Below are 23,131 nucleotides of genomic sequence, written 5' to 3'. Positions count from 1 at the left end.
TCACCCGCGCCAGCTGGTGGCGAACGCCCGGGCGGGGTTCGCCACCAGCATGGCCGTGACGACGTCGCCGCCGAGCAGCTTGGTCAGCCGCGGCGCCAGCGTCGTGAGCAGGTACGGGAGGCCACCGGGTTCGCGCCGGGCGGTGGCGGTCGTCGTGTCGCCGCCGAGCAGCAGCTGACCGCCGTGCCCGGCGCCGACGAGGGCTTCGAGGCAGTCCGCGAGCCGCCAGTCGGTGGCCCGGTTCGCCAGTGACGGCCCGTCGAACGCCAGGAAGACGCCGGTTCCGGCGATCTCCCGCTGGATCCTGGGCTCCGGGTGGCGGTTGAGGTGCCCGAGGATCACCCGGTCGGCAGGCACGCCGAGGGTGCCGCACAGCAGCTCGGCGATCTCGAGCCCGGCGGTGCCGTGTTCGAGGTGCACCGCTATCGGCGCCCCGGTTTCTTCGTGCGCGACCGCGGCGGCGGTCAGCGTCGTACGGGCGTGCGCGTCGATCGCGTGGAACGCGCCGGCCACCTTGATCAGCCCCGCGCGGTGCCGCGTCCGCCGGTCTTCCGGCAGGTCGGCGGGCCCGGTGCCCTCGACGAGGTCGGCGACGAAGAGCCGGACCAGGTCGTCGATCACCCGGTGGAGCAGGACCGGCGCGTAGTGCGCGGCCCGGTGCAGCCCGGTCGCGGCGACCACGTGCACCCCGGTCTCCTTCGAGAACTGGGCCAGCTCCCGGGTCCGTCGGCCGAGCCCGAACGGCGTCCACTGCACCACGGCCGAGCCACCCGCGGCCCGGAACGTCAGCAGCTGCTCCAGCGCCGCTTCCGTGTCGTCGAGCTCTTCGCCGGGCAGCAGTTTCGAGGCGAAGAAGAGGTGGTCGTGCGAGTCGGTCACGCCCAGTTCGGCCGGATCGATGTCGCCGGTCAGGGTGCGGACCTTGGGTTCCCCAGTCACCACGCCGAGTGTAACGGCTCACCCGTTACGATGGCGAGGTGCCGGAAGACTTCCGCCTGGACATGGGCGCACCGTGGCTGAACCTGCTCGCCACCCGCGGCCGCCACTTCGGGCCGCAGCCGGTGGAGCGGCTCCCGACCGCGGCCCGGCTGCGGGACTGGCTGGCCTGCTCGGAGCTGACCCCGTTGGCCCCGGTCACGGACTTCGAGCTGGCCACCGCGCACGACCTGCGCGAGGTGCTGCGGCCTTTGGCGCTGGGCGTGGTGGACGGTGTCGCGCCGAGTGCCGGGGACGTGCGGGCGCTGACGCGGTTCCTGAAGGCGGAGCCGGTGCACCTGGCCGCGCTCGACCGCTTGCACCGCAGCGCCCCGCCGACGGCGGATGCCGCTTTCGCCCGCCTGGCCCACCAGGCGGCGGACTGGCTCACCGGGCCGCTGCGGCACGACCTGCGGGCTTGTCCGGAGCAGGACTGCCGAGGGGTGTTCGCCGACCCGGGCGGCCGGCGGCGCTGGTGCCCGTCCCCGGCGTGCGCCAGCCGCGGGCGCGTCAGGGCACTGCGGGAACGGCGCCGCACGGAGTCGTGAGGGCAGCGGGGCCCGAGTCACGGCTGGACACTCGACCGCAGACACCGGCCCGTGTAGCGCCTCGCAGGCCGTTCGAGGTTCGAAACCGGCCGGAGCCAGTGCGCTCGCCCAGGGGCGCCGGCCGTAACCTCCGGGCCCGGCGAAGTCGGATCGGGCGCGGTGGCTCGGCGGCCCGCACCGTCAGGGCCTCAGCAAAGTCGGATCGGGCGCGGCCGGTCTGGCGGTCCGCACTGTCGTGAAAGACCCTTTCACCTCGCCAGACGCGGTGAAAGGGGCTTTCATGACGTCCGGTCCGGGAATCCCGCCGGACTGGCGGCGAACCTCGGACGCGCGACACCAGCCCCGAAGATCCGCGGCTCAGGAGGGCCAGAGGATGCGGCGCATCGGCACCGCGCCCCGAGTCCGCTTGCGCCACTCGCGCGGGTACCCCAGCGACACCTCCTCGAAGCGGACCCCGTCCGCCTCCGTCGTGCGCGGGATGTGCAGGTGGCCGTACACCGCGATCTCCGCGCGGTACCGCAGGTGCCAGTCCTCGGTCTTCGTCGAACCGCACCACAGCGCGAACTCCGGCCAGTACAGCGGGGCCGTCGGGTGGCGGTGCAGGGGCCAGTGCGACATCAGGATCGTGCCGTGGTCCTCGGGGATCGCGTCGAGGCGCTCGGTGCTGATCTTCAGCCGGTCCGCGCACCACGCCTGGCGGCTCGGGTACGGGTCCGGGTGCAGGAAGTACTCGTCCGTGCAGACGACGCCGGCCTCCCGCGCCTGGCGCAGGGCCTCCTCGAGGGACTTGCCCTCGGCCTCCGGGGTCCGCCAGCTGTAGTCGTAGAGCAGGAACAGCGGCGCGATGGTCAGCGGCTTCGCGCCGTGCTCCCAGACGGGGTACTCGTCCTCCGGCGTCAGGACGCCGATCTCGCGGCACTGCTCGACGAGGTACTCGTAGCGGGCCTGGCCGCGCAGCTGGCACGGGTCGTTGTTCGTCGTCCACAGTTCGTGGTTGCCCGGCACCCAGACGACCTTCGCGAACCGCTCGCGCAGCGTCTTCAGCGTCCCGATGGTGGCTTCCGCGCGCTCGGCGACGTCGCCGGCCACGAGCAGCCAGTCGTCCGCCGTCTCGGGGACGACCGAGTCCAGGATCGGGCCGTTGCCCTCGTGGGTCACGTGGAGGTCGCTGGTGGCGAAGAGGTGTGGCACCCCTCCACCGTAGCCACCGCGCTCACGGGTTCTTCGCGAAACCTGCGAATCCGGGCCAGCATGAGCACCCCGGCGAACACGTAGACGCCCGCCTGGACGTCGAGCAGCACCGCGGGCCCGGTCGCCGCGACGAGGGTGCCCGCCAGCAGCGCGCCGACGGTCGTGAAGGTGGCGATCACGGCGAACGTCGTGCTCAGCACCCGCCCGGCCCGCTCGGGGGCCACCGCGCTCTGGATCTCCGACAGCACCCCGGCGCCGACGGCCACCCCCGGCGCGCCTACGAGGACGAACAGGCCGACGTAGACGCCCAGCGCGGTCGTCACCGAGGCGAGGTTCCAGATCACCGCGGACAGCACGCCCAGCAGCAGCGAGCCCCAGCCGAGCAGCCGGACCGGCGCCACCCGCCGCGCCACCGTCGCGAGCGCGAACCCGGCGGCCAGCCCGCCGATCGCCTGCACGCCCCGCAGCAGGCCCGCGTCGGCTTCGCTGCCGCCGAGCACGTCCAGGACGTAGACCACGAACAGCACCAGGAACATGCCCTGCGCCAGCGAGGTGAACACCAGCGCAAGCCCGGTGCGCCACAGCCGCCGGTTGTGCGTCAGCTCCCGCAGGCCGTCGAGCCACGCCCGCACGACGGGTTCGCGCGCGGCGGCGGGTGCGGGGGCCGCCACCCGCCGGAACGGCTTGGCCAGCAGCGCCGCCGCCACCACGAGGACGGCGAGGTAGCCGGTGACGACGTCGGCGAGGCCACCGAAGCCCAGCAGGGCGCCACCCGCCCAGCCGCCGGCGAGCCGGGCCACGCTGCCGTTGACGCTCATCAGGCCGTTCGCGCCGGTCACGTCGGCGACCCCGACCAGCTCCGGCACCAGCGCGTTGCGCGCCGGTTCGAACACCGACGCCAGCGCCGCCTGGGCGGCCATCACGCCGTACACCACCGGGACGCCGGGCTCGGCCAGCAGCGGGAGCGCGACGACGGCGAGCCCGCAGCAGACGCCGAACAGCACCGCGCGGCGGTTCCACCGGTCGGCGACGACGCCGGCGACCGGGCTCAGCAGCACCGCGGGCAGCAGGCCGAGCACGATGCTCAGCGCCGTCGTCGCGGCGGAGCCGGTGCGCTGGAAGACGTAGACCGGCAGCGCCACCTGCAGCATCCATTCGGCCGTCTCGCCGAAGAACGCCGCCACCCACAGCCGCGCGAACGCGGGCACCCCCAGCAGCTGTCTCACACCTCGGCCTTCCCCGAGTGCTCGATGCGCGGGAACGCGCGCAGGCCGACGTGCACCGACGCCGCGTCCGCCGGCGCGTCGGCCCGGATCGCGCCGACGTAGGGCCGGACCAGCGCGTCGATCGCTTCGGTCAGCCGGGTCAGCTCCGCGGGCGTGACGCGCAGCGCGTAGGTCGACATCCCGGCCGCGGCGCGCCAGGCGGGGTCGAGGTCGTCGAGGGAGTCCAGGTACCGCTGGGTCAGTTCCTGCTCGTGGCTCAGCGTCGCGCCGACGACGCCGAGCTGCGCGGCCCGGTGCGCGGGGTCGTCGGCCAGCTCCCCCACCTCGAGGCCGACCTGCCGGGCGCGCCACGGCCGTTCGCGGCCGTCTTCGGCGTCGGCCCGCTCGACGAGGCCGTACTGCGCGAGCTGACGCAGGTGCCAGCTGCAGTTGGACGCGGTCGAGCCGACCGCCTCCGCGCACTCGCTCGCGGTGCGCGGACCGACCGCGGTGAGGTGGTTGAGCAGCGCCGACCGCAACGGGTGCGCCAGCGCGCGCAGCAGCTCGACGTCCTCGATCCGCTTGCGCGGCGGCAGCTCGGCCATCGGTCGCCCCATTCCTGAAAGAAGTGTTTCGAAAGTCTTCTTTCATACTTGGTCCCGCCTGCGGGTTTGTCAACCGGCTGCGTTATCGTTCGCCGCGCAGCAGCTGCACCAGGCAGCGACTGCGCCGTGACCCGACCTTGGATGGACGTTGCCCGACCAGCGCGAACTCGCCACCGCCGCCGCCCTCGCCCTCCCCCGGTTCGTGGGCTCGACCGCGCTCTTCCACGCCGCGGTCGCCGAGCGGATGGGCGTCACCCCGACCGAGCTGCACTGCCTGCACCTGCTCCACGGCGGCGTCAGCGACTCCCCGACCGAGCTCGCGGGCCTGCTCGGGATGTCGACCGGCGCGTTCACCCGCCTGCTCGACCGGATGGCGCTGCACCGGCTGGCCGAGCGCGCCCCGGACCCCGCCGACCGGCGCCGGCTCGTCGTCCGGCCACTGCCCGACCGGATGGCCGAGCTCGCCGAGCTCTACGCGCCGATGGCCCGGTTCGTCGGCGAGCGGCTCGCGCGGTTCGACCGCCGCCAGCTGACGGCGTTGCTCGAGTTCCTCACCGACGGCACCGCGGCGGCCGAACGGTCGACCGTCGAGCTGCCGGATGTGACGCAGGCCATAACCCGTTGACTAACTCTACGGTTGTTGCGTTAACTTGTTCTCACTATGAAGAACTGAACCGCGCCCATCCCGCTTCCGAGGCGGCACCCGGTCGAGCCTGACGCTCCCGCGTGCCATGACGCCCGGCGGGATCTCCGCTTCTTTTCCTCCGGGCCCGGTGATGCGCAATGTCAACCCTTTTTCCCTTGCAGGCCAAGGACGTCGTCTTCGGCTACGGCACCCGCGTGGTGCTCGACGGCATCTCGCTGACCGCGTCGGCCGGGCAACGGCTCGGCCTGGTCGGCGAGAACGGCACCGGCAAGTCCACCCTGCTGCGCCTGCTCGCCGGACTCGAAGAACCCCGCTCCGGCGAGGTGCTCCGCGGCCCCGACGTCGGGTTCCTGCTGCAGGAACTGCCGTTCGCCATGGAGGCGACGTTCGCCGACGTGCTCGACGACGCCCTCGCCGAGATCCGGGCCGCGTCGGCCCGCCTCGACGAGCTGACCGCGGCGATGACCGACCGGCCCGACGACGAAGGTGTGCTCGAGGAGTACGGCCGGGTCCTGGAGTGGGCCCAGGCCCACGACCTCTGGGACGCCGACCGCCGCGCGAAGCTCGTCTGCGACGGGCTCGGCCTCGGCGGCGTCGCACCGGACCGGCGGCTCGGCACGCTCTCGGGCGGGCAGCGGTCCCGGCTCGGGCTGGCCGCGCTGCTCGTCCGGCAGCCGGAGACGCTCCTGCTGGACGAGCCGACCAACCACCTCGACGACGCGGCGATGGCGTTCCTCGAACGCCACCTCGCCGAGCTGACCGGGATCGTCGTGCTGTCCTCGCACGACCGGGTGTTCCTCGACGCCGTCTGCACCGACATCGTCGACCTCGACCCGGCCGCGGCGGACCGGCAGGCCGGCGGCGCGGTCCGCTACGGCGGCAGCTACTCCGACTACCTCGGCCACAAGAAGGCCGAGCGGGCGCGGTGGGAGCAGCGCTTCGCCGAAGAACAGGAGGAGCTGAAGGAGCTTCGGGAGACCGTCGCGGTCACCGCGCGGAACGTCGCCTACGGCCGCGGCCCGCGGGACAACGACAAGTTCATCCACCACTTCAAGGGCGCGCGCGTCCAGAAGACGATCTCGCGGCGGGTGCGCGACGCCGAACAGCGGCTGGAGAACCTCGAACGCGACCAGGTGCGCAAACCCCCGGCGCCACTGCGGTTCCGGGCGGAACTCACCGGCCGGGCGGCCGGTGAAGGACCCGCGATTTCCGTACGCGCACTGGAAGTCCCGGGCCGGCTGCGGCTGCCGCACCTCGACGTCGAGGGGTCGGCCCGGCTGCTGGTCACCGGCGGGAACGGCGCCGGGAAGTCGACGCTGCTGTCCGTGCTGGCCGGCCGGCTCGCGCCCGCCGCCGGCACGGTCCACTTCGGACACGGCGTGCGGGTCGGGATGCTGGAGCAGGACGTCGCCTTCGCGGAGCCGCACCGATCCGCGGCCCGGGTCTACCGGGACACGCTCGGCGAGGACGCTCCCCCGCTGAGCCGGCTCGGCCTGCTGGCGTCCCGGGACCTCCGGCAGCCCGTCGGCGCGCTCTCGGTCGGCCAGCGGCGGCGGCTGGCGCTGGCGATCCTGCTCGCCGAACCACCGGACGTGCTCCTGCTCGACGAGCCGACGAACCACATTTCGCTGACCCTGGCGGAAGAACTGTTCTCGGCGCTGGAGAGGGCTCCGGGCGCGGTCGTCCTCGCGTCCCACGACCGCTGGCTGCGCCGCGACTGGTCCGGCGACCGCCTCCACCTGACCGACGGCCACCCCGCCACCGCGGTATAGGTCGTTATACGCTCAGGGGCCGCACTTTCACGTGAAAGTGCGGCCCCTGGTCGGGTTTCAGAGGTCGATGCCGAGGAGGGCGTCGACCGCGATGCGGATCAGGCCGGGAGCCGTCGAGTCGGTGCCGTCGCGGCGGAGGGCCTCGTTCGCCCACGCGTCGATCGCCGCCAGCGCCTTCGGCGTGTCCAGGTCGTCGGACAGGTGGTCGCGCAGCCGGACGATCGTGTCCGCGGCGGACGGCCCGGTGGCCAGCGAGACGGCCTCGCGCCAGCGCGCCAGCCTCGTCTCGGCGTCGGTGAGGAGCGAATCCGTCCACGGGCGGTCGGCGCGGTAGTGGCCGGCGAACAGGGCCAGCCGGATCGCGCCCGGGTCGACCTGGTCGGCCCGCAACCGCGAGACGAACACCAGGTTCCCCCGGGATTTCGACATCTTCTCGCCGTCGAGGCCGATCATGCCGGCGTGCACGTAGTGGCGGGCGAACTGACCGTCCTTGGCCACGGCTTCGGCGTGCGCCGCGCTGTACTCGTGGTGCGGGAAGATCAGGTCCGAGCCGCCGCCCTGCAGGTCGAACCCGAGGCCCAGCCGGTTGACGGCGATCGCACTGCACTCGATGTGCCAGCCGGGGCGGCCCGGGCCGAGCTCGGACTCCCACGAGGGCTCGCCCTCGCGGGCCACGCGCCACAGCAGCGCGTCGAGCGGGTGGCGCTTGCCGGCGCGGTCGGGGTCGCCGCCGCGCTCGGCGAAGAACTTCGCCATGGTCGGCTCGTCGTAGTTCGACTCGTAGCCGAACCGGCCGGTCGCCGCGTGGTCGAAGTAGATGTCCGGGAACTCCAGGTCTTCGGCCCGGTAGGCGGCGCCGTTGGCCAGCAGCTTGGCGATGACCTCGACGATCTCCGGGATGCTCTCCACGGCGCCGACGAACTGCTGCGGCGGGACCACCCGCAGCGCCGTCATGTCCTCGCGGAACAGCGCCGTCTCGCGCATGCCGAGCACGACCCAGTCGTCCTTGTCCCGCGCGGCGCGCTCCAGCAGCGGCTCGTCGATGTCCGTGACGTTCTGCACGTAGTGGACGTCGTGGCCGTTGTCGCGCCACACGCGGTTCACCAGGTCGAACGCGAGGTACGTCGCGGCGTGCCCCAGATGCGTCGCGTCGTAGGGCGTGATGCCGCAGACGTACATCCGGGCGGTGGCCCCGGGCGCGGTCGGGCGGACCTGCCCGGTGGCCGTGTCGTGGAGCCGCAGCGGGCGGGGGGTGCCCGGGATGCGGGGCACGTCGACGGATGACCAAGTCTGCATACCTCGACTGTAAGCGCTGCCCCGCACCCCCTCCCGTCCGGTGGGACTCCTCCCCCACCTGGCGGAGTCATTCCTCCCGGCGGGCCGCGTTCGCTTCGATGGCGTCGCGGACGAACGCGCCCACGCCGGGACGCTGCTCGTCGGCCCGGACCAGGAACTCCAGCTGCGCCGGCTCGGTGGTGTACAGCACACCGATCCGCCGCTGCGTCTCGTAGGAGCACTCGCCCATCACGCGGGACAGCATCTCCCGGTGTGCCTCGGCCAGCTCCCCGGCTTCGGGGCTGTCCGGCGCGGCCCCGGCGTCCAGGACGGCGCCGAGCCGCGCCACCCAGTCCTTGCGGGCGGCCTCCCCGGCCGCCAGGTCCTCCTTGGACGGGGTGGCGGCACCCCGCCACTCGGGGGTGTGCGCCCAGCGGCGGGCGGCTTCTTCCGCGTAGCCGTCCGGTTCGCGGAACCCGCCGAACACTTCGAACTTCTCCTCGGGCGTCAACGCGCTGCCCATGGCTCTCGCCTCCATCACGCGGTCGACGGCCGCGACCATCCGCCCGAGCTCGCCGATCCGCGCCACCAGCAGCTCGCGCTGCCGCTTGAGGTGCGCTTCGGCGTCGGTGCCCGGGTCGTCGACGAGGGTCGCGATCGTCTCGAGGGGAAAGCCGAGCTCCCGGTAGAACAGGATGCGCTGCAGCCGGTCGAGGTCGTCGTCGGCATAGCTGCGGTACCCCGCCGCGGTCCGCCCGCTCGGGCTGAGCAGGCCGATCTCGTCGTAGTGGTGCAGCGTGCGGACGGTGATCCCGGCCAGTGCGGCGACCTTGCCCACCGGATGCCCCATCGTTCCCCTCCTCTTTCGGTGGCCGTTCGGCCCTTGCGAAGACCACCGTGCTGCCTGACGTGACGTGAGGGTCAAGCATCACCCTTCCTCAACCTTCGTCACGCGGCTCGCGCGGTTAGCCTGGCCGGATGAGCACCGTGATCGTCGCAGGCGGCGCGATCGTCGTGCTCGCGCTGGTCACGGCGGTGGTGCTGCGGCTGCGCCGTCCTCGCCCCCGGTTCGTGTCCGGCGCCGTTCCCGCCGAACCGGTCTCCGCTGTGGCGCGCGGCACGCTGCTGGCGAAGATCGACTCGACGTTCCGGGACGGCCGGTTCTGCGTCCTGCTCGGCCGCGGCGGGGCGGGCAAGACGCACCTCGCCGCCGCCTACGTCCGGGCCGGCCGCTCGCCCGTGGTCTGGGTGCCGGCCGAGGACCCCGCGCGTGCCTTCGCGGCGCTGGCCAGTGGTCCCGACGCCGAAGCGGCTGCCCGCGAGGGTCTGGCGTGGCTCGACGATCTCGACGACGCGCTCGTCGTCTTCGACGGCGCGACCGACCCGGACGCGCTCAACCGCTGGCTGCCCGCCCGCGCCCGCGTCCTCGTGACGACGACGGTGCCGGACTTCGAAGTCCTCGGCCCCACGCTGCCGGTGCCCGCGTTCGACGAGCCCGAAGCGGTCGGCTTCCTCCGTGCGCGATCGGGCCGGGACGCCGCCCCGGCCGAAGTCGCACGGGAACTCGGCGGCCTGCCGCTGGCGCTGGCCCAGGCGGGCGGCGTGATCCGGACGTCGGGCTTCGAGGAGTACCTCGACCGGCTGCCGCGCACCCCGCCGCTGGAGCGGGACCCGGGCGAAGACCACTCCCCGTGCGTCGAGGACACCACGATCGCGGCGTTGCGAGCGGTGGCGGCCCGGGACGGCCGGGCGTCGGTCGTCGCGGAACTCCTCGCCGTGCTGGGATCGCCGGGCGTCCGGCGGGCGCTGGTGCACCGGGTGGGCCCGGACCCGGTGGCGGTGGACGCGGCGCTGGCCGGTCTGGCGTCGGCGTCCCTCACGGAGTTCGACACCAGCGGCGAGGTCGTGACGATGCACCGCTTGACCCGCCGCGCGATCCTGGGCCGGCTGCACGCGGAAGACCGGATGGCCGCGGCTCTGGACCGGGCGTTCGCCGTGGTGGCGGCGGAGGAGACGGCGGACCTGACCGGCCACGCCGCCGCGTTGTGGCGCCACTTCCGCGCCCTGCCGTCGGCGGAGGCGGGTCCTCGGCTGGGCACGGTCCTGCGGCTGCGGCGCCGGTCGGTCGACCTGCTGACGGCCGAGGGCGCGCACAGGCAGGCTCGCGCACTCGGCCGGGAGGTGCTGGCCGACCACGAGGCGTACCTGCCGAGGGGCCACGAGGACACGGCCCGCGCGGCCCGGACACTGAGCCGGGCGAGCGAGGACCGGACGGGCACCGGCCGTCATCGACGCGCCTAGGGAAGGTCTGACAGTGCCTTTGTCCAGGTGACCACGGCGTGGAGGACGACCGCTGACCGATAGACGATGGCGAGCTTGTCGTAGCGAGTGGCCACCCCGCGCCACTGTTTGAGCAAGTTGAACCGTCGTTGGATCACATCGCGCCCTCGGCAGTCGACCGAGTCGAGGCGGGTGGACGCCCGCCGCGGGAACGGCCGATCGCATGCTCAGGCGGCTCGGTCAGCAGATCCGTGTAGTTCGACCCAGCCCCTGTGGGACGGGTGATGTTGGTGGCGTGCTGATGCGCTCGGACGATCGTGGAATCCACCGACACCGACCAGTCGACCATGCCGTCGGCGTCGGCGTCGGTGAGCAGGCGCCGCAGGACGGTGTCCCAGGTTCCGTCGCCGGCCATCCGGCGATGCCAGGTCCAGATCGTCTGCCACGGACCGAACACCGCCGGCACGTCGCGCCAGGCGATCCAGCACCGATAGCGGTAGATGATTCTTCGACCATCGCCCGCGCATCGGAAAACGGACGCCTGCGCTTACCGGTACGGACCGGAAGAAGATTCTCGATCAACGCCCACTGGGCATCCGAGAGCAACTAAAACCGCGACACGACCAGCAGCATCCCAGCCACCAGCCGAAACTTTTGTCAGACACGCGCCTAGCCCACCGGCCGGCCGCACCTCGGTCGAGGTGCGGCCGGCCGGTGGGCCCGAACCTCAGCGGCGCCGCGTCCGCAGGTAGTCCCCCACCACCGCCGCGCCGAGGCCGTCGAGGTCCGGGGCCACCACGCGGCCACCCGACCTCCGCGCGATCAGGTCCACGAACGACGTCAGCCTCGGGTCGTCCCCGAGCCGGAACACCGAAATCGACGCGCCCAGCTTCGCCAGCCGGTCCACTTCGGACAGTGTCTTGTGGAGCGTCCGGTCCTGGGGCGGGTAGTCGAAGACCGCCTCGCCGTCCGGTTCCAGGTGCGCGGTCGGCTCGCCGTCGGTGACCATCAGCACCACCGGCTGCGCGTCCGGGTGGCGGCGCAGGTGCTGCCCGGCCAGCAGGAGGCCGTGGTGGGCGTTCGTGCCCTGCTCCCACGCGCCCTCCAGGCCGATCAGCTCCGGCAGCTCCACCGGCATCGCGTAGCGGCCGAACGTGATCAGCTGCAGCGCGTCGTTGCGGAAGCGCGTGCTGATCAGCTGGTGCAGTGCCAGCGCCGTGCGCTTCATCGGCAGCCAGCGACCTTCCTGCACCATCGACCACGACGTGTCGACCAGCAGCGCGACCGCCGCCCGCGACCGGTGCTCGGTCTCCACCACCTCGACGTCCTCGACGTCCAGGCGGACCTGGCGCTCCCCCACCGAAACCGAGCGCAGCACGGCGTTGCGGATGGTGCGGGGGACGTCCCACGGCTGCATGTCCCCGAACCGCCACGGCCGCGACGCGCCGGTCGGTTCGCCCGCCGCGCCCGCCGACTCGGTATCGCGGTCGCCCGTCTTGCCGCGCAACGCGTTCACGACGTCGGACAACGCCGTCTCGCCCAGGCGCCGCAACGCCTTGGGCGACAACCGGAGCGTGCCGTCGGCGGCCCGTTCGAACAGGCCCTGGCGGCGCAGCTCACGCTCCAGTTCGGACAGCCGGCGGGCGTCGACCCCGGCGTCCTTGCCGAGCTGGCGTTCGAGCGCCTCCAGGTCGACGTCGTCCAGGCTCGCACCGGGGTACGACTGGCCCAGCTGCTCGGCCAGCGCGTCCAGCTCCGCCAGGTCGGCCATCGCCTGCGCGCCTTCGCCCATGCCCAGCGGGTTCTTGCCGCGGAAGCGCTCCGAGCCCGTCCAGTCCTCGCCCGGGCGCGCCGCGCGCAGCTGGGAGTCCAGCTGGGACAGCTGCTGCGCCAGCCGCGGGTCGCCGAACGCCTGCTGGGTCAGCTCGGCGAGCTCGGCCCGCTGCTCGGCCGACATCGAGTTCAGCATCCGCTGGGCGGCCGCGGACCGCTCGGCCAGCGCGTCGATCAGCTCTTCGACGTTGCGCGGGTTCTCCGGGAAGAACTCGCCGTGCTTCGCCATGAAGCCGTCGAAGCGCTGCTGGATGTCGTCGGCGCCCTGGGCGTGCGCGGCGAGCAGGTCGTTGAGGTCGGCGAGCATCTCGTTGATCCGCTCGACGTCCTCGGGCCCGGCGTTCTGCAGCGCCTGCTTCATGCCCTGGAACCGCGACTCCATCAGCTCCTGGCCGAGCAGGTCACGGATCTGCTGGTAGTTCTCGCGGCCCTGCTCCGAGCGCCAGTCGTAGTTCGCCAGCTCGTTGACCGCCGCCGCGGTGCCCGGCGGGAGCGCGTCCAGCTGGGCCTCGCGGAAGCGGGCGTCGTCGTCCGGGTCCGGGAACAGGTCCCGGCGTTCGGCGTCGAGGGCCTCCTGCAGGAGGCGCTGAACCTCCTGCAGGGTGCCGTCCAGGTTGTTGCGGCGCTGGATCTGCGACCGGCGCTGCCAGAGCCGCCGAGTCAGCTCGTCCAGGCCGGACGTGCGCTCGGTGCCGCGCCGGAGCAGTTCCTCCAGCGCGGACCGCGGCGACGCCCCGGCCATCACGTCGCGGCCGATCTCGTCGAGCGCGTCGCGCAGGTCGGCCGGCGGCGCGAGCGGGTCCGGCCCGTCGTGCCACGGGCCGTAGGAGTAGCCGTCGGGGAGCGGGACCGCGGTCATCGGCCGTAGACGGTCGTCGCGTCGTCGGAGTCCTTGGCGAGCCGCCGGGCCAGGAACAGCGATTCGAGGGCGAGTTCGACGGCCGCCGCGATCCGTCCGGCGGGTTCGTCGGCGCCGACGCCGGCCCGCTGGGCGACCTCGTGCAGCACCGGCAGTTCCGGCAGCGCGGCGAGGACGTCCTTGGCCGGGACGCGCTCGCCGGTGGCGACCAGGTGGCCGTCCTCGACGGCGTCGGCCAGCGGACGCAGGTCGAGCCCGGCGAAGCGCCCACGCGCGGTCTCGGCGACCGCGCGGCGCATCAGGTGCACGAGGTGCTCGACCTCGCGGCCCTCCTCGCCCGGCTCGAACTCGATCTTGCCCCGCAGCACGGACGGGACGGCGTCGAGGTCGACCGGCCGCGCCACGGCCGGCTCTTCGCCGGTCAGCGCCGCGCGCCGCAGGGCCGCCGCAGCCACGGTCTCCGCCGCGGCGACGGCGAACCGCGCCGAGACGCCGGAGCGCTGGTCGATCACCGTCGACTCGCGCAGGTTCCGGACGAACCGGGCCAGCACCTCGAGCAGCGGCTCGCCGACTTCCGCGACGAGGTTGGCCTCCTGCTTGACCACCGCGATCTCGGACTCCACGTCCAGGGGGTAGTGGGTGCGGATTTCGGCGCCGAAGCGGTCCTTGAGCGGGGTGATGATCCGGCCGCGGTTGGTGTAGTCCTCGGGGTTCGCGGTGGCGACGAGCAGGACGTCCAGCGGCAGCCGCAGCGTGTAGCCGCGGACCTGGATGTCGCGCTCCTCCATCACGTTGAGCAGCGCGACCTGGATGCGCTCGGCGAGGTCGGGCAGCTCGTTGATGGCGACGATGCCGCGGTGGGCGCGCGGGACCAGGCCGAAGTGGATGGTCTCGGGGTCGCCCAGGCTGCGGCCTTCGGCGACCTTGACCGGGTCGACGTCGCCGATCAGGTCGCCGACTGAGGTGTCGGGCGTGGCGAGCTTTTCGGTGTAGCGCTCGGAGCGGTGGCGCCAGGCCACCGGTAGGTCGTCGCCGAGCTCGGCGGCCCGGCGCAGGGACGCGGGGGTGATCGGCTGGAGCGGGTGTTCGCCCAGCTCGGCGCCTTCGATGACGGGCGTCCACTCGTCGAGCAGGCCGGCGAGGGTGCGCAGCAGGCGGGTCTTGCCCTGCCCGCGCTCGCCGAGCAGGACGACGTCGTGGCCGGCCAGCAGCGCGCGTTCGAGCTGCGGCAGCACGGTGCGCGAGAACCCGACGATGCCGGGCCAGGCGTCCTCGCCGTTCTTGAGGGCGGTCAGCAGGTTGTCGTGGATCTCTCGCGCGATCGGGCGCGGCTCGTACCCGGCCGCGCGCAGGGCCCCGGCGGTGCGGGGAAGAGCGTTTGGAACAGCGTTCACCCGCTCGACGCTACTGCCGGATCGGCGGTGCGTCGATGTGGAGCGACTCCAGCGTGGGCGCGCTCTGCCGGTTCGGGCGGAGCCGGTAAAATAGGGCGTCGTGTGCCGTCCCAGTGCGACTTTCGCGGTGTGGTCCAGCGCGTGGCTGAACGGAGCCGCCGCGTCCGACGATGTGCTCGACGCCCTGCTCGCGTGGGGTGAAGCCCACGATGTCGTGGCCGCCGACACGGCCGCCGCCGAGGCGTTCCAGCTGCCGCTGGCCTTCAACCGGGCCGCTACCCCCGTCCAGCTGCTGATGGCGCTGCGTTCGCAGGGAGCGAAATCCCTCCAGCTCGTCCTGCCGGTCCCGGGCGACGTCCGCGGCCTCGGCGGCGGCGGTCCGTTCACCGACGCGGCGGTGCGCGCCGGCGACGCGGTGGTGCTCGCGGACCTCGGTTTCGGCCTGGTGCCGGAGCCGATCGCCGAAGGCCTGGTCCGGTGGACCGTCTACTCGCTGGCTTCGCCCGCCCGGCCCGAGTACTTCGGCCTGGCCGAGGCCGAGCACGGGCTGACCGACGCGATCCGGGCCAGCGCGGGCGCCCTGCAGTCGCTCGACGTGGCTTCGGACCGGCCCGGCGTGCGCGCGGAGCTGTCGGCGCACCTGCGTTCCCGCCCGGACGTCGACTGGCCGGCCGGCACGCCCGGGCGTGCCCTGCGGGTGCTGCAGCGGGCCGAAGAGATCGCGGCGATCCTCGTGGTCGCTTCCACGGACGACCCGGGCGGCGCATTGTCGGCCTCGGCGTCGACGTTGCGCGCCCAGGCGCTGCGGCCGCTGTCGGACGCGGTCCGCACGGCCCGGTGCGCCGCGGTCAACGAAGCTGTGCGGGTGTTCGCCGAACAACCGGCCCGCGAAGCCTGACCGGTTATGCCGGAGGTCCGTCTCGCCCGCCCCGAAGAGTTCGAAGCCGTCGCCGCGCTGCGGTGGCGGTGGGTGGCGGAGCAGGACGGGCTGCCCGCGTCAGGCCGCGACCGGTTCGTCCGGGAGTTCGCCGCATGGGCGCGGGACAACGCGGCCACCCACCGGTGCCTGATCCTCGTCCGGGACGGCGAGGTGCTCGGGATGGCGTTCCTCGCGATCACCGCGCGCGTGCCCACCCCGCCGGCCTTCTCACGGGCGTGCGGCGACGTCCAATCGGTGTACGTCGTGCCCGAGGCCCGTGACGGCGGCCTCGGCGGCCTGCTGATCCGCGAGACCCTGCGCTTGGCCGGGGAACTGGGTCTGGAGCGGGTCACCGTGCACTCGTCGACCCGCGCCATCCCGGCCTACGAGCGCCACGGCTTCGCGCGCTCACCCCACCTGATGCAGGTCCGGCTCAGCGAGCCGGGCGCTTCGCCGGTTCGCAGCAGCCGATCGCGCACGGCGCGCCGTTGACCGTGCAGCCGCCCACCGGGAACGGCGACAGCTTGCGCGGCGCCACGTCGTTCGTGTGTTCCCGGATCAGCTCGACCACCAGCTCGGCGAAGCGCGGGTCGCCGCCCGCGGTCGCCGCGCGGGCGAAGGCCATGCCGTGCTCGGCCGCGCGTTCGGCCGCCTCGTTGTCCAGGTCCCAGATCACCTCGAGATGATCGGAGACGAACCCGATCGGCGAGACGACGACCCCGGGGACCCCCTGGGCGTGCAGCGCGTCGATGTGGTCGACGATGTCCGGCTCCAGCCACGGCACCTGCGGCGGCCCGGACCGCGACTGCCACACGACGTCGTACTCGGCGATGCCCGCTTCGGCCGCCACCAGCCGGGCCGCCTCGGCGATCTGCCGCGAGTACCGGCGGCCGCCTTCCGCGGGCGGTCCGGACGCCTTGTCCGCGCTTTCGGGTACCGAGTGCGCGGTGAACACCGTGCGGACGCCGGGGACGTCACCGAGCGACGCGTGCGCCGCGCGCACCCCGTCGGCGACCGCCGAGACGAACAGCGGGTGGTCGAAGAACTGGCGCAGCTTCACCAGTTCGGGCGCGCCGTCGCCGACCGCCGCGCGGGCGCGTTCGATGTCCTCGTCGTACTGGCGGCACGCCGAATAGCCGCCGTACGCGCTCGTGGGGAACACCAGGACCCGCTTCGCCCCGGCCGCCGTCAGCTCGGCGAGGGTGTCCTCGACCATCGGGTGCCAGTTGCGGTTGCCGAAGTGCACCGGGAGGTCCAGCCCGGCGGCCGAAAGCTGCTTCTCGACCGCGGCCATCGCGTCGCGGTTCAGCCTGTTGATCGGCGAAACCCCACCGAAGTGCTGGTAGTGCTCGGCGACCTCGAGGAGCCGCTCCCGCGGGACACCCCGGCCCCTGGTGACGTTTTCGAGGAACGGCATGACGTCCTCGGGTCCTTCCGGACCGCCGAACGAAAGCCACAGCAACGCGTCGTATCCCACCCCGCCATCTTGCCGATGTGGCGGCCCGCACGCTGACCCGGCCCGGTTGTGAATCGATCGGTCCAAAATCCTGCTACGGTGGTGCCATGGCCAGGCCACGGGAGTTCGACGAGTCCGCCGCCGTCGAGCGCGCGATGGAAGCGTTCTGGGAGCACGGCTACGAGGCGACGTCGACCCAGGACCTGTGCACGGCGACCGGACTCGGCCGCAGCAGCGTCTACAACACGTTCAGCAGCAAGCGGGCGCTCTTCCAGCGTTCGCTGACGCACTACACGAACCGCGAACTGGGCAAGCGGAAGGCGATCCTCGACGGCCCGGGCACCGCGGCCGAGCGGCTCGCGACGGTGCTCGACACCGCCATCGACGCCGACCGGGACCGCCCCCGCGGCTGCCTCGTGGTCAACACCCTCGCCGAACTCGGCCTGCCGGACGACGAGGTCGGGGCCGCACTGCGCAGCGACACCGACCAGAACCTGGCCATGTTCGCCGAATGCGCCCGCGAGGGCGTGCTCGACGGCAGCCTGCGCGACGGCCTGGCGCCGGCCGACGTGGCGGAGTTCCTGCTCAGCACGATTTCCGGCCTGCGGGTGATGGCCCGCCGGGGCACGAGCCGCGAGGCCATGCACGCCGTCGCCGATCTCGCGCTCGCCTCGATCGTCGCGCACTGACCCCCGTTCCGGACCGAGTTCCTTTTCGTTTGCCGCAGTTTTGAACTGATCGATACACAACCAAGGAGGACCCGTGCCCCTGGCCGTCTTCGTCCTCGGGCTCAGCGTGTTCGCGCTGGGCACGTCCGAGTTCATGATCACCGGCCTGCTCCCCGGGATGGCCGCCGACCTGGGCGTGAGCATCCCCGACACCGGGCTGCTCATCTCCGCCTTCGCGGTCGGCATGGTCGTCGGGGCGCCGTTGCTGGCCATCGGCACACTGCGTCTCCCCCGCCGCCGGACCCTGCTCGCGATGCTCGCCGTCTTCGTCGTGGCGCACGTCGTCGGCGCGCTCGCCGAGGGGTATGCGCTCCTGTTCGCGACGCGGGTCGTGGCGGCGCTCGCCTGCGCGGGGTTCTGGGCTGTCGCGGCGGCCACGACGATCGCGCTCGTGCCGGCCGGCCGCCGCGGCCGCGCGATGGCGGTCCTGGTCGGCGGCCTCACCGTGGCGAACATCGCCGGCGTCCCCGCGGGGACGTTCCTCGGCCAGCACGCCGGCTGGCGGACGGCGTTCTGGGCGGTCGCGGTGGTGACGCTGCTCGCGGCGGCCGGCGTCGCGAGCCTCGTGCCGGACACGACCGGCGGCACCGGCGGCGTCCGCGGCGAACTGCGCATGTACCGGCGCGGCCGGGTCTGGCTCGCGCTCGGCGTGGTCGCGCTGTGCCAGGCGATGGTCTTCGCGGCGTTCAGCTACTTCGCGCCGCTGCTGACCGAGACCGACGGCCTCCCCGAGGAGTGGGTACCGGGCGTCCTGGCGCTGTTCGGCGTCGGCGCGCTGCTGGGGATCACGGTGGGCGGGCGGCTCTCCGACCGGCGGCCGTTCGCGACGCTCTACGGCAGCATCGGCCTCGCGCTGGCGGCGTTGTCCGTGCTGGCCTCGACCACCGACACGGTCGTCGCGGTCGCGGCCGTGCTGGCCTTCGGCGTCGCCGGGTTCGGCGCCAACCCGGCGTTGAACGTGCGCGCCTACCAGGTGTCCGGCGACGCGCCGACGCTCACCGGCGCCGGCACGACTGCGGCGTTCAACGTGGGCAACACCGTCGGCCCGTGGCTCGGCGGGGTCGCGATCGACGCCGGGCTCGGCTTCCCGAGCGTCGCCTGGACCGGCATGGCGCTCGGCGCGGCGACCCTGGTGGCGCTCACGGCCGCGGCCGTCGTCCAGCGGAACGACGACCGCGAGCCGATCGCGGTGTGACGGCTCAGATGCCGAGGGCGTGGACCCCGCCGTCGACCATGATCATCGAGCCGGTGGTGGCGGGGAGCCAGTCCGACAGCAGCGCGCAGACGCTCTTCGCCGTCGGGTCCGGGTCCGAGCTGTCCCAGCCGAGCGGCGCGCGGTCGCCCCAGCCGTCCTCGAGGTCGGAGAAGCCCGGGATCGACTTCGCGGCCATGGTCTTCATCGGGCCCGCGCTGACCAGGTTGACCCGGATGCCCTGCGGGCCGAGTTCCTTGGCCAGGTACCGGTTGACCGATTCGAGCGCGGCCTTCGCGACGCCCATCCAGTTGTAGACCGGCCACGCGACGCGGGCGTCGAAGTCCATGCCGACGATCGACGAGCCGCGGCCCAGCAGCGGCAGGCACGCCTTCGACAGCGACATGAACGAGTACGCGGAGACGTCGACCGCGGTCTTGACGTCCTCGGCCGGCGCGTCCAGGAACGGCGCGCCGAGGCAGCTCTGCGGGGCGAAGCCGATCGAGTGCAGCACGCCGTCGAGCCCGTCGACGTGCTCGCGGATCCGGTCGGCGAGGCTGTCGAGGTGCTCGGAGTTCGTGACGTCGAGCTCGAGCACCGGCGCCGGCTCCGGCAGCCGCTTCGCGATGGTCTTGACCAGCGACATGCGACCGAAACCGGTCAGCACCACGGTCGCGCCCTCCTGCTGCGCGATCTTGGCCGCGTGGAAGGCGAGCGAGGCGTCGGTGATGATGCCGGTGATCAGCAGGCGCTTGCCTTCGAGCAGTCCGGGCACGGGTCCTCCAGGTCTGGTGTTCGGGTAACGGGAATCAGTGGCCGAGGCCGAGGCCGCCGTCGACGGGCAGCACGGCCCCGTTGACGTAGCCGGCCTCGTCGGAAGCCAGGTACCGCACGGCGGCGGCGATCTCCGACGGCTCGGCGTACCGGCCGGACGGCACCTGCGCGAGGATCTCCTTCTTGCGGTCCTCGGGCAGCTCGTCGGTCATGTCGGTGTGCACGAAACCGGGCGCGATGACGTTCGAGGTGATGTTGCGCGAGCCCAGCTCACGGGCCAGCGACCGCGCGAAGCCGACGAGGCCGGCCTTCGACGCGGCGTAGTTCGCCTGCCCGGCCGAGCCGGAGAGGCCGACGACGGAGGAGATGAAGACGAACCGGCCCCACTTGCCGCGCAGCATCCCGCGCGAGGCGCGCTTCGCGACCCGGTAGGCGCCGGTGAGGTTGGCGTTGATGACGCGCTCGAACTGCTCGTCGCTCATCCGCATCAGCAGCGTGTCGTCGGTCAGCCCGGCGTTGGACACCAGCACCTCGACCGGCCCCTGGTGCTCCTCGACGAGCTTGAAGGCGGCGTCGACCTGCTCGGTGTCGGTCACGTCGGCCTGCACCCCGAACAACCCTTCGGGCGCCCCCGAACCACGGTGCGTGACGGCGACCTGGTGCCCCTGCTCCGCGAGGTCCCGGGCGATCGCCAACCCGATGCCCCGGTTGCCCCCGGTGACCAAGACCGACCGTCCCACAGTGTTCTCCCTCTTCGTCGCCCGTGCGCAGATGTCGGGCACGAGGCTATCGGCAGTGCTCGCGGGTCGCGCAGGGTGTCTGCAGCTCAACCGGGGTCGAACCCGACACGGGTTCGCGTTGGCGGGCGGGGACGTAAGAGGACGGTGAAAGTACCCGTCGGTAGATGAACGGAGCGTGACGAAGTCGTGCGGGCGGGGGCCGATCGGGGCGCGGATGCGTTCTTGCTCTCACTTTTGGCGGGGTGCGATGTGGGCCACAGAGCGTCACCGGGACGGCTCAGCCGGAGGGGTTGTCGCGCGCCGCCGGGTCACGGCTGCCCCGCGAAGCCCGGGAACGCGGCCGCAGCGCCCACCTCGCCGACGCCGCGGAGGTCGGCTTCACGCCGTCGAGGTCCATCGAGGTCCGCTTCAAGCCGGCCGGTGCGCGGGTGGCCGGCTCACTCGCCATCGCCGAGGTCACCGTCCGGGACCGAGCGCTGCGGGCCGCCGGGCTCGTGGTCCGGCTCTCGGTGTCGCGGCTCCACCGCGACACCGCCATCGAGGATGCGGCCACCGGCCCGCGCGGCACGTACGCGCGGCTGGAAGAAGCCGGGCACCGGATCGGCTCGTTCGCCGAGCATGGCGGCGCGCGCCCGGCACGCCAGCTGGCCGCCCCACGACCGTCCTAAGGCCGTGTTAGGAACCCGTCGCCGACCTTGCTGCCCGCTCACCCCTTCGTCACCGTGAGTCGCAACACAGGAGGTCGACGATGACAACCCGGATCAGCCCCACCGCCGGCGGGGCCGTGAGCGAGAACCGCGTGATCGGCAACGTGCTGCGCGGCTCCATCGGCAACTTGATCGAGTGGTACGACTGGTACGCCTACGCGGCCTTCACCACCTACTTCGCCAAGTCGTTCTTCCCCACCACCGACACCACGGCCGCGTTCCTGGGGACCGCCGCCGTGTTCGCGGTCGGGTTCCTCATGCGGCCGCTGGGCGGGTGGATGCTCGGCCGGTTCGCCGACCGGTTCGGGCGGCGCAGCGCGCTCGTGCTCTCCGTGACCTTCATGGCGGGCGGGTCGCTGCTCATCGCCGTGACGCCGAGCTATCACACGATCGGGATCGCCGCGCCGATCCTGCTGCTGATCGCGCGGCTGATCCAGGGCCTGTCGGTCGGCGGCGAGTACTCCACCTCCGCGACCTACCTGTCCGAAGTGGCCACTCCCGGCAAACGCGGCTTCTACTCCAGCTTCCAGTACGTGACGCTCTACGGCGGTCAGCTCCTCGCGCTCGGCCTCCAGCTGATCCTGCAGGCGATCCTCACCGAACAGCAGCTGACGTCGTGGGGCTGGCGGATCGCGTTCGTCGTCGGCACGCTCGCCGCGCTCACCGTCATGTGGCTGCGCCGCGGCATGGACGAGTCCGAGAGCTACGTCCGCGAAGCCGGCGAGAACAAGGGCAGCCGCGGCACCCTGCGGGAACTCGCCAAGTACCCCAAGGAGATCGCGCTCGTCGTCGGCCTGACCCTCGGCGGCACGGTCGGCTTCTACACCTTCGCCACCTACAGCCAGAAGTTCCTCGAAAACACCGCGCACATCCCGCGGCGGCAGGTCACCATCGTGCTGTTCTGCGCGATCCTCGTCGCGGCGATCCTGCAGCCGCTGGCCGGCAAGCTGTCCGACCGGATCGGCCGCCGCCCGCTGCTGCTGTTCTTCGGCATCGGCGGCACGCTGCTCACCGTCCCGCTGATGACCGTGATGGGCTCGACCCGCAACCCCGTCGGCGCGTTCTTCCTCGTGCTGGCCGGGCTGGTCATCGTCGCCGGGTACACCTCGATCAACGCCATCGTGAAGGCCGAGCTGTTCCCGACGAAGATCCGCGCGCTCGGCGTCGGCCTGCCCTACGCGCTGACCGTGGCGATCTTCGGCGGCACCGCCGAGCTCATCGCGCAGGCGCTGAAGAGCGCGGGCCACGAGACGGTGTTCTTCTGGTACGTCGCGGGCTGTGTCCTGGTCTCCCTGATCGTCTACGGCACAATGCGGGAAACCTCGAAGACCTCCGAGCTGGAAGAGCGCTGACAAGGGGATGACCGTGCGCGTGCTCCTCGTCGAAGACGACGCGGGTGTCGCCGGCGCGCTCGCCGAGTCGCTGCACGCGCGCGGTCATCCCGTCACCAGCGTCGGCCGCGGTGCCGACGCCCTGCACCGCCACCGCGACGCCGATCTCGTCCTGCTCGACCTGGGGCTGCCCGACCTCGACGGGCTCGACGTCCTCCGCAAGATCCGCGCGGTGTCGCCGGTTCCGGTCATCGTCCTGACCGCCCGCGGCGACGAACGCTCGGTCGTGCGCGGCCTGCGCCTGGGCGCCGACGACTACCTGACCAAACCCGTGCGGCTGGCCGAGCTGCTGGCCCGGATGGACGCCGTCGTGCGGCGCGCGGTCGCCCGCGAAGCCCCCGCCGGGGACGTCGTGCGCGTCGAGGACGTCGAGATCGACCTCGGTGCGCGCCGGGTGCTCGTCGCCGGGCACGACGCCGGGCTCACCACCAAGGAGTTCGAGATCCTGGCCGTCCTCGCCGCCCGCCCGGGCACCGCGGTCAGCCGCCAGCAGCTGATGGACGAGGTCTGGGGTGACGCCTACCTCGCCGTCTCGCGCTCGCTCGACGTCCACCTGACCGGGCTGCGCGCGAAACTCGACCGGCCCGGCCTGCTCACCACCATCCGCGGCTTCGGCTACCGGCTCGGCCGGGACTGACGCC

23 protein-coding genes are annotated in these 23,131 nt (G+C 72.8%); 11 read left to right on the top strand and 12 right to left on the bottom strand.

All coding sequences use genetic code 11. The annotated features are described in order from the left end of the window. Nucleotides 1-939, bottom strand: coding sequence for a phosphotriesterase (locus MUY14_RS13020; protein ID WP_247023241.1), 939 nt, complete (start codon nucleotides 937-939; stop codon nucleotides 1-3). A gap of 38 nt (nucleotides 940-977) precedes the next feature. Between MUY14_RS13020 and MUY14_RS13015 the strand changes: the two genes are divergently transcribed. Beyond that, nucleotides 978-1,523 (top strand): ABATE domain-containing protein, encoded by a 546-nt coding sequence (locus MUY14_RS13015; protein WP_247023240.1) that lies wholly within the window; start codon nucleotides 978-980, stop codon nucleotides 1,521-1,523. Nucleotides 1,524-1,880: 357 nt separating this feature from the next. On the opposite strand, the gene MUY14_RS13010 is transcribed toward MUY14_RS13015, so the two are convergent. From MUY14_RS13010 to MUY14_RS13000, 3 genes are read right to left on the bottom strand one after another with little or no spacing between them, the layout of a single operon-like run. Further along, complete coding sequence (locus MUY14_RS13010; protein WP_247023239.1) at nucleotides 1,881-2,714, bottom strand: metallophosphoesterase; 834 nt, start codon at nucleotides 2,712-2,714, stop codon at nucleotides 1,881-1,883. Next, nucleotides 2,678-3,940 (bottom strand): MFS transporter, encoded by a 1,263-nt coding sequence (locus MUY14_RS13005; RefSeq protein WP_247023238.1) that lies wholly within the window; start codon nucleotides 3,938-3,940, stop codon nucleotides 2,678-2,680. Before MUY14_RS13005 ends, MUY14_RS13010 begins: the two co-directional genes overlap by 37 nt. After that, on the bottom strand, nucleotides 3,937-4,524 hold the full coding sequence (locus tag MUY14_RS13000; protein ID WP_247023237.1) for a helix-turn-helix transcriptional regulator: 588 nt from the start codon (nucleotides 4,522-4,524) through the stop codon (nucleotides 3,937-3,939). Before MUY14_RS13000 ends, MUY14_RS13005 begins: the two co-directional genes overlap by 4 nt. Nucleotides 4,525-4,672: 148 nt before the next feature. Between MUY14_RS13000 and MUY14_RS12995 the strand changes: the two genes are divergently transcribed. Further along, nucleotides 4,673-5,149 carry a MarR family winged helix-turn-helix transcriptional regulator gene (locus MUY14_RS12995; RefSeq protein ID WP_247023236.1) on the top strand — a complete coding sequence of 159 codons (477 nt, stop codon included), beginning with the start codon at nucleotides 4,673-4,675 and terminating at the stop codon, nucleotides 5,147-5,149. A 158-nt stretch (nucleotides 5,150-5,307) separates the two neighbouring features. Beyond that, nucleotides 5,308-6,942, top strand: coding sequence for an ABC-F family ATP-binding cassette domain-containing protein (locus tag MUY14_RS12990; protein ID WP_247023235.1), 1,635 nt, complete (start codon nucleotides 5,308-5,310; stop codon nucleotides 6,940-6,942). Between the two features lie 57 nt (nucleotides 6,943-6,999). Here MUY14_RS12990 and mshC read toward each other — a convergent pair whose 3' ends face one another. Both mshC and MUY14_RS12980 read right to left on the bottom strand, forming a co-directional pair. Continuing rightward, entirely contained in the window at nucleotides 7,000-8,238 is a 1,239-nt protein-coding gene (mshC, locus tag MUY14_RS12985; RefSeq protein WP_247023234.1) for a cysteine--1-D-myo-inosityl 2-amino-2-deoxy-alpha-D-glucopyranoside ligase, read from the bottom strand. Nucleotides 8,239-8,305: 67 nt separating this feature from the next. Next, nucleotides 8,306-9,067, bottom strand: a complete 762-nt coding sequence (locus MUY14_RS12980) for a MerR family transcriptional regulator (RefSeq protein ID WP_247023233.1) — start codon at nucleotides 9,065-9,067, stop codon at nucleotides 8,306-8,308. 128 nt (nucleotides 9,068-9,195) lie between these two features. Here MUY14_RS12980 and MUY14_RS12975 point away from each other — a divergent pair, with 128 nt between their 5' ends. Further along, nucleotides 9,196-10,518, top strand: coding sequence for a hypothetical protein (locus MUY14_RS12975; RefSeq protein ID WP_247023232.1), 1,323 nt, complete (start codon nucleotides 9,196-9,198; stop codon nucleotides 10,516-10,518). A 133-nt stretch (nucleotides 10,519-10,651) separates the two neighbouring features. Here MUY14_RS12975 and MUY14_RS47280 read toward each other — a convergent pair whose 3' ends face one another. The 3 genes from MUY14_RS47280 to MUY14_RS12960 form a co-directional block, all read right to left on the bottom strand. Beyond that, entirely contained in the window at nucleotides 10,652-10,999 is a 348-nt protein-coding gene (locus MUY14_RS47280) for a hypothetical protein (protein ID WP_396126846.1), read from the bottom strand. 225 nt (nucleotides 11,000-11,224) lie between these two features. Beyond that, the gene (locus MUY14_RS12965; RefSeq protein WP_247023231.1) at nucleotides 11,225-13,189 is read right to left on the bottom strand and encodes a VWA domain-containing protein; all 1,965 of its coding nucleotides are present in this window, start codon (nucleotides 13,187-13,189) and stop codon (nucleotides 11,225-11,227) included. Then, nucleotides 13,186-14,583, bottom strand: a complete 1,398-nt coding sequence (locus MUY14_RS12960; protein WP_247023230.1) for an ATP-binding protein — start codon at nucleotides 14,581-14,583, stop codon at nucleotides 13,186-13,188. Before MUY14_RS12960 ends, MUY14_RS12965 begins: the two co-directional genes overlap by 4 nt. Before the next feature lie 100 nt (nucleotides 14,584-14,683). Here MUY14_RS12960 and MUY14_RS12955 point away from each other — a divergent pair, with 100 nt between their 5' ends. Together MUY14_RS12955 and MUY14_RS12950 are read left to right on the top strand one after the other, a co-directional pair. After that, the gene (locus MUY14_RS12955) at nucleotides 14,684-15,481 is read left to right on the top strand and encodes a hypothetical protein (protein ID WP_247023229.1); all 798 of its coding nucleotides are present in this window, start codon (nucleotides 14,684-14,686) and stop codon (nucleotides 15,479-15,481) included. A 6-nt stretch (nucleotides 15,482-15,487) separates the two neighbouring features. Beyond that, the gene (locus MUY14_RS12950; RefSeq protein WP_247023228.1) at nucleotides 15,488-15,994 is read left to right on the top strand and encodes a GNAT family N-acetyltransferase; all 507 of its coding nucleotides are present in this window, start codon (nucleotides 15,488-15,490) and stop codon (nucleotides 15,992-15,994) included. Here the strand turns inward: MUY14_RS12950 and MUY14_RS12945 are convergent. Beyond that, nucleotides 15,936-16,979 carry a ferrochelatase gene (locus MUY14_RS12945; RefSeq protein WP_247023227.1) on the bottom strand — a complete coding sequence of 348 codons (1,044 nt, stop codon included), beginning with the start codon at nucleotides 16,977-16,979 and terminating at the stop codon, nucleotides 15,936-15,938. The genes MUY14_RS12950 and MUY14_RS12945 overlap by 59 nt on opposite strands. A gap of 86 nt (nucleotides 16,980-17,065) precedes the next feature. Here MUY14_RS12945 and MUY14_RS12940 point away from each other — a divergent pair, with 86 nt between their 5' ends. Beyond that, complete coding sequence (locus MUY14_RS12940) at nucleotides 17,066-17,647, top strand: TetR/AcrR family transcriptional regulator (RefSeq protein WP_247023226.1); 582 nt, start codon at nucleotides 17,066-17,068, stop codon at nucleotides 17,645-17,647. 73 nt (nucleotides 17,648-17,720) lie between these two features. Then, the gene (locus MUY14_RS12935) at nucleotides 17,721-18,881 is read left to right on the top strand and encodes a Cmx/CmrA family chloramphenicol efflux MFS transporter (RefSeq protein WP_247023225.1); all 1,161 of its coding nucleotides are present in this window, start codon (nucleotides 17,721-17,723) and stop codon (nucleotides 18,879-18,881) included. A 4-nt stretch (nucleotides 18,882-18,885) separates the two neighbouring features. Here the strand turns inward: MUY14_RS12935 and fabI are convergent, their stop codons facing one another. After that, nucleotides 18,886-19,653 (bottom strand): enoyl-ACP reductase FabI, encoded by a 768-nt coding sequence (gene fabI, locus MUY14_RS12930; protein WP_247023224.1) that lies wholly within the window; start codon nucleotides 19,651-19,653, stop codon nucleotides 18,886-18,888. A 34-nt stretch (nucleotides 19,654-19,687) separates the two neighbouring features. Beyond that, nucleotides 19,688-20,392, bottom strand: a complete 705-nt coding sequence (gene fabG / locus MUY14_RS12925) for a beta-ketoacyl-ACP reductase (protein ID WP_247023223.1) — start codon at nucleotides 20,390-20,392, stop codon at nucleotides 19,688-19,690. 242 nt (nucleotides 20,393-20,634) lie between these two features. Here fabG and MUY14_RS12920 point away from each other — a divergent pair, with 242 nt between their 5' ends. From MUY14_RS12920 to MUY14_RS12910, 3 genes are all read left to right on the top strand, one after another. Continuing rightward, on the top strand, nucleotides 20,635-21,060 hold the full coding sequence (locus MUY14_RS12920) for a hypothetical protein (protein ID WP_247023222.1): 426 nt from the start codon (nucleotides 20,635-20,637) through the stop codon (nucleotides 21,058-21,060). An 80-nt stretch (nucleotides 21,061-21,140) separates the two neighbouring features. Continuing rightward, nucleotides 21,141-22,451, top strand: a complete 1,311-nt coding sequence (locus tag MUY14_RS12915; protein ID WP_247023221.1) for an MFS transporter — start codon at nucleotides 21,141-21,143, stop codon at nucleotides 22,449-22,451. A 7-nt stretch (nucleotides 22,452-22,458) separates the two neighbouring features. Beyond that, nucleotides 22,459-23,127, top strand: coding sequence for a response regulator transcription factor (locus MUY14_RS12910; protein WP_247023220.1), 669 nt, complete (start codon nucleotides 22,459-22,461; stop codon nucleotides 23,125-23,127). Nucleotides 23,128-23,131: the final 4 nt, after the last annotated feature.

The organism is Amycolatopsis sp. FBCC-B4732 (assembly GCF_023008405.1).
GTDB lineage: Bacteria > Actinomycetota > Actinomycetes > Mycobacteriales > Pseudonocardiaceae > Amycolatopsis > Amycolatopsis pretoriensis_A.
This window is presented reverse-complemented; position numbering and strand designations above follow the sequence as displayed.

Bases quoted from the DNA above. Each gene is read 5' to 3' on its own strand.
- MUY14_RS12950 (WP_247023228.1), top strand. From the start codon at position 15,488: ATGCCGGAGGTCCGTCTCGCCCGCCCCGAAGAGTTCGAAGCCGTCGCC.
- MUY14_RS12980 (WP_247023233.1), bottom strand. From the start codon at position 9,067: ATGGGGCATCCGGTGGGCAAGGTCGCCGCACTGGCCGGGATCACCGTC.
- MUY14_RS13000 (WP_247023237.1), bottom strand. From the start codon at position 4,524: ATGGCCGAGCTGCCGCCGCGCAAGCGGATCGAGGACGTCGAGCTGCTG.
- MUY14_RS12990 (WP_247023235.1), top strand. From the start codon at position 5,308: ATGTCAACCCTTTTTCCCTTGCAGGCCAAGGACGTCGTCTTCGGCTAC.
- MUY14_RS12915 (WP_247023221.1), top strand. From the start codon at position 21,141: ATGACAACCCGGATCAGCCCCACCGCCGGCGGGGCCGTGAGCGAGAAC.
- MUY14_RS12965 (WP_247023231.1), bottom strand. From the start codon at position 13,189: ATGACCGCGGTCCCGCTCCCCGACGGCTACTCCTACGGCCCGTGGCAC.
- MUY14_RS12940 (WP_247023226.1), top strand. From the start codon at position 17,066: ATGGCCAGGCCACGGGAGTTCGACGAGTCCGCCGCCGTCGAGCGCGCG.
- MUY14_RS12975 (WP_247023232.1), top strand. From the start codon at position 9,196: ATGAGCACCGTGATCGTCGCAGGCGGCGCGATCGTCGTGCTCGCGCTG.
- mshC (WP_247023234.1), bottom strand. From the start codon at position 8,238: ATGCAGACTTGGTCATCCGTCGACGTGCCCCGCATCCCGGGCACCCCC.
- MUY14_RS12910 (WP_247023220.1), top strand. From the start codon at position 22,459: ATGACCGTGCGCGTGCTCCTCGTCGAAGACGACGCGGGTGTCGCCGGC.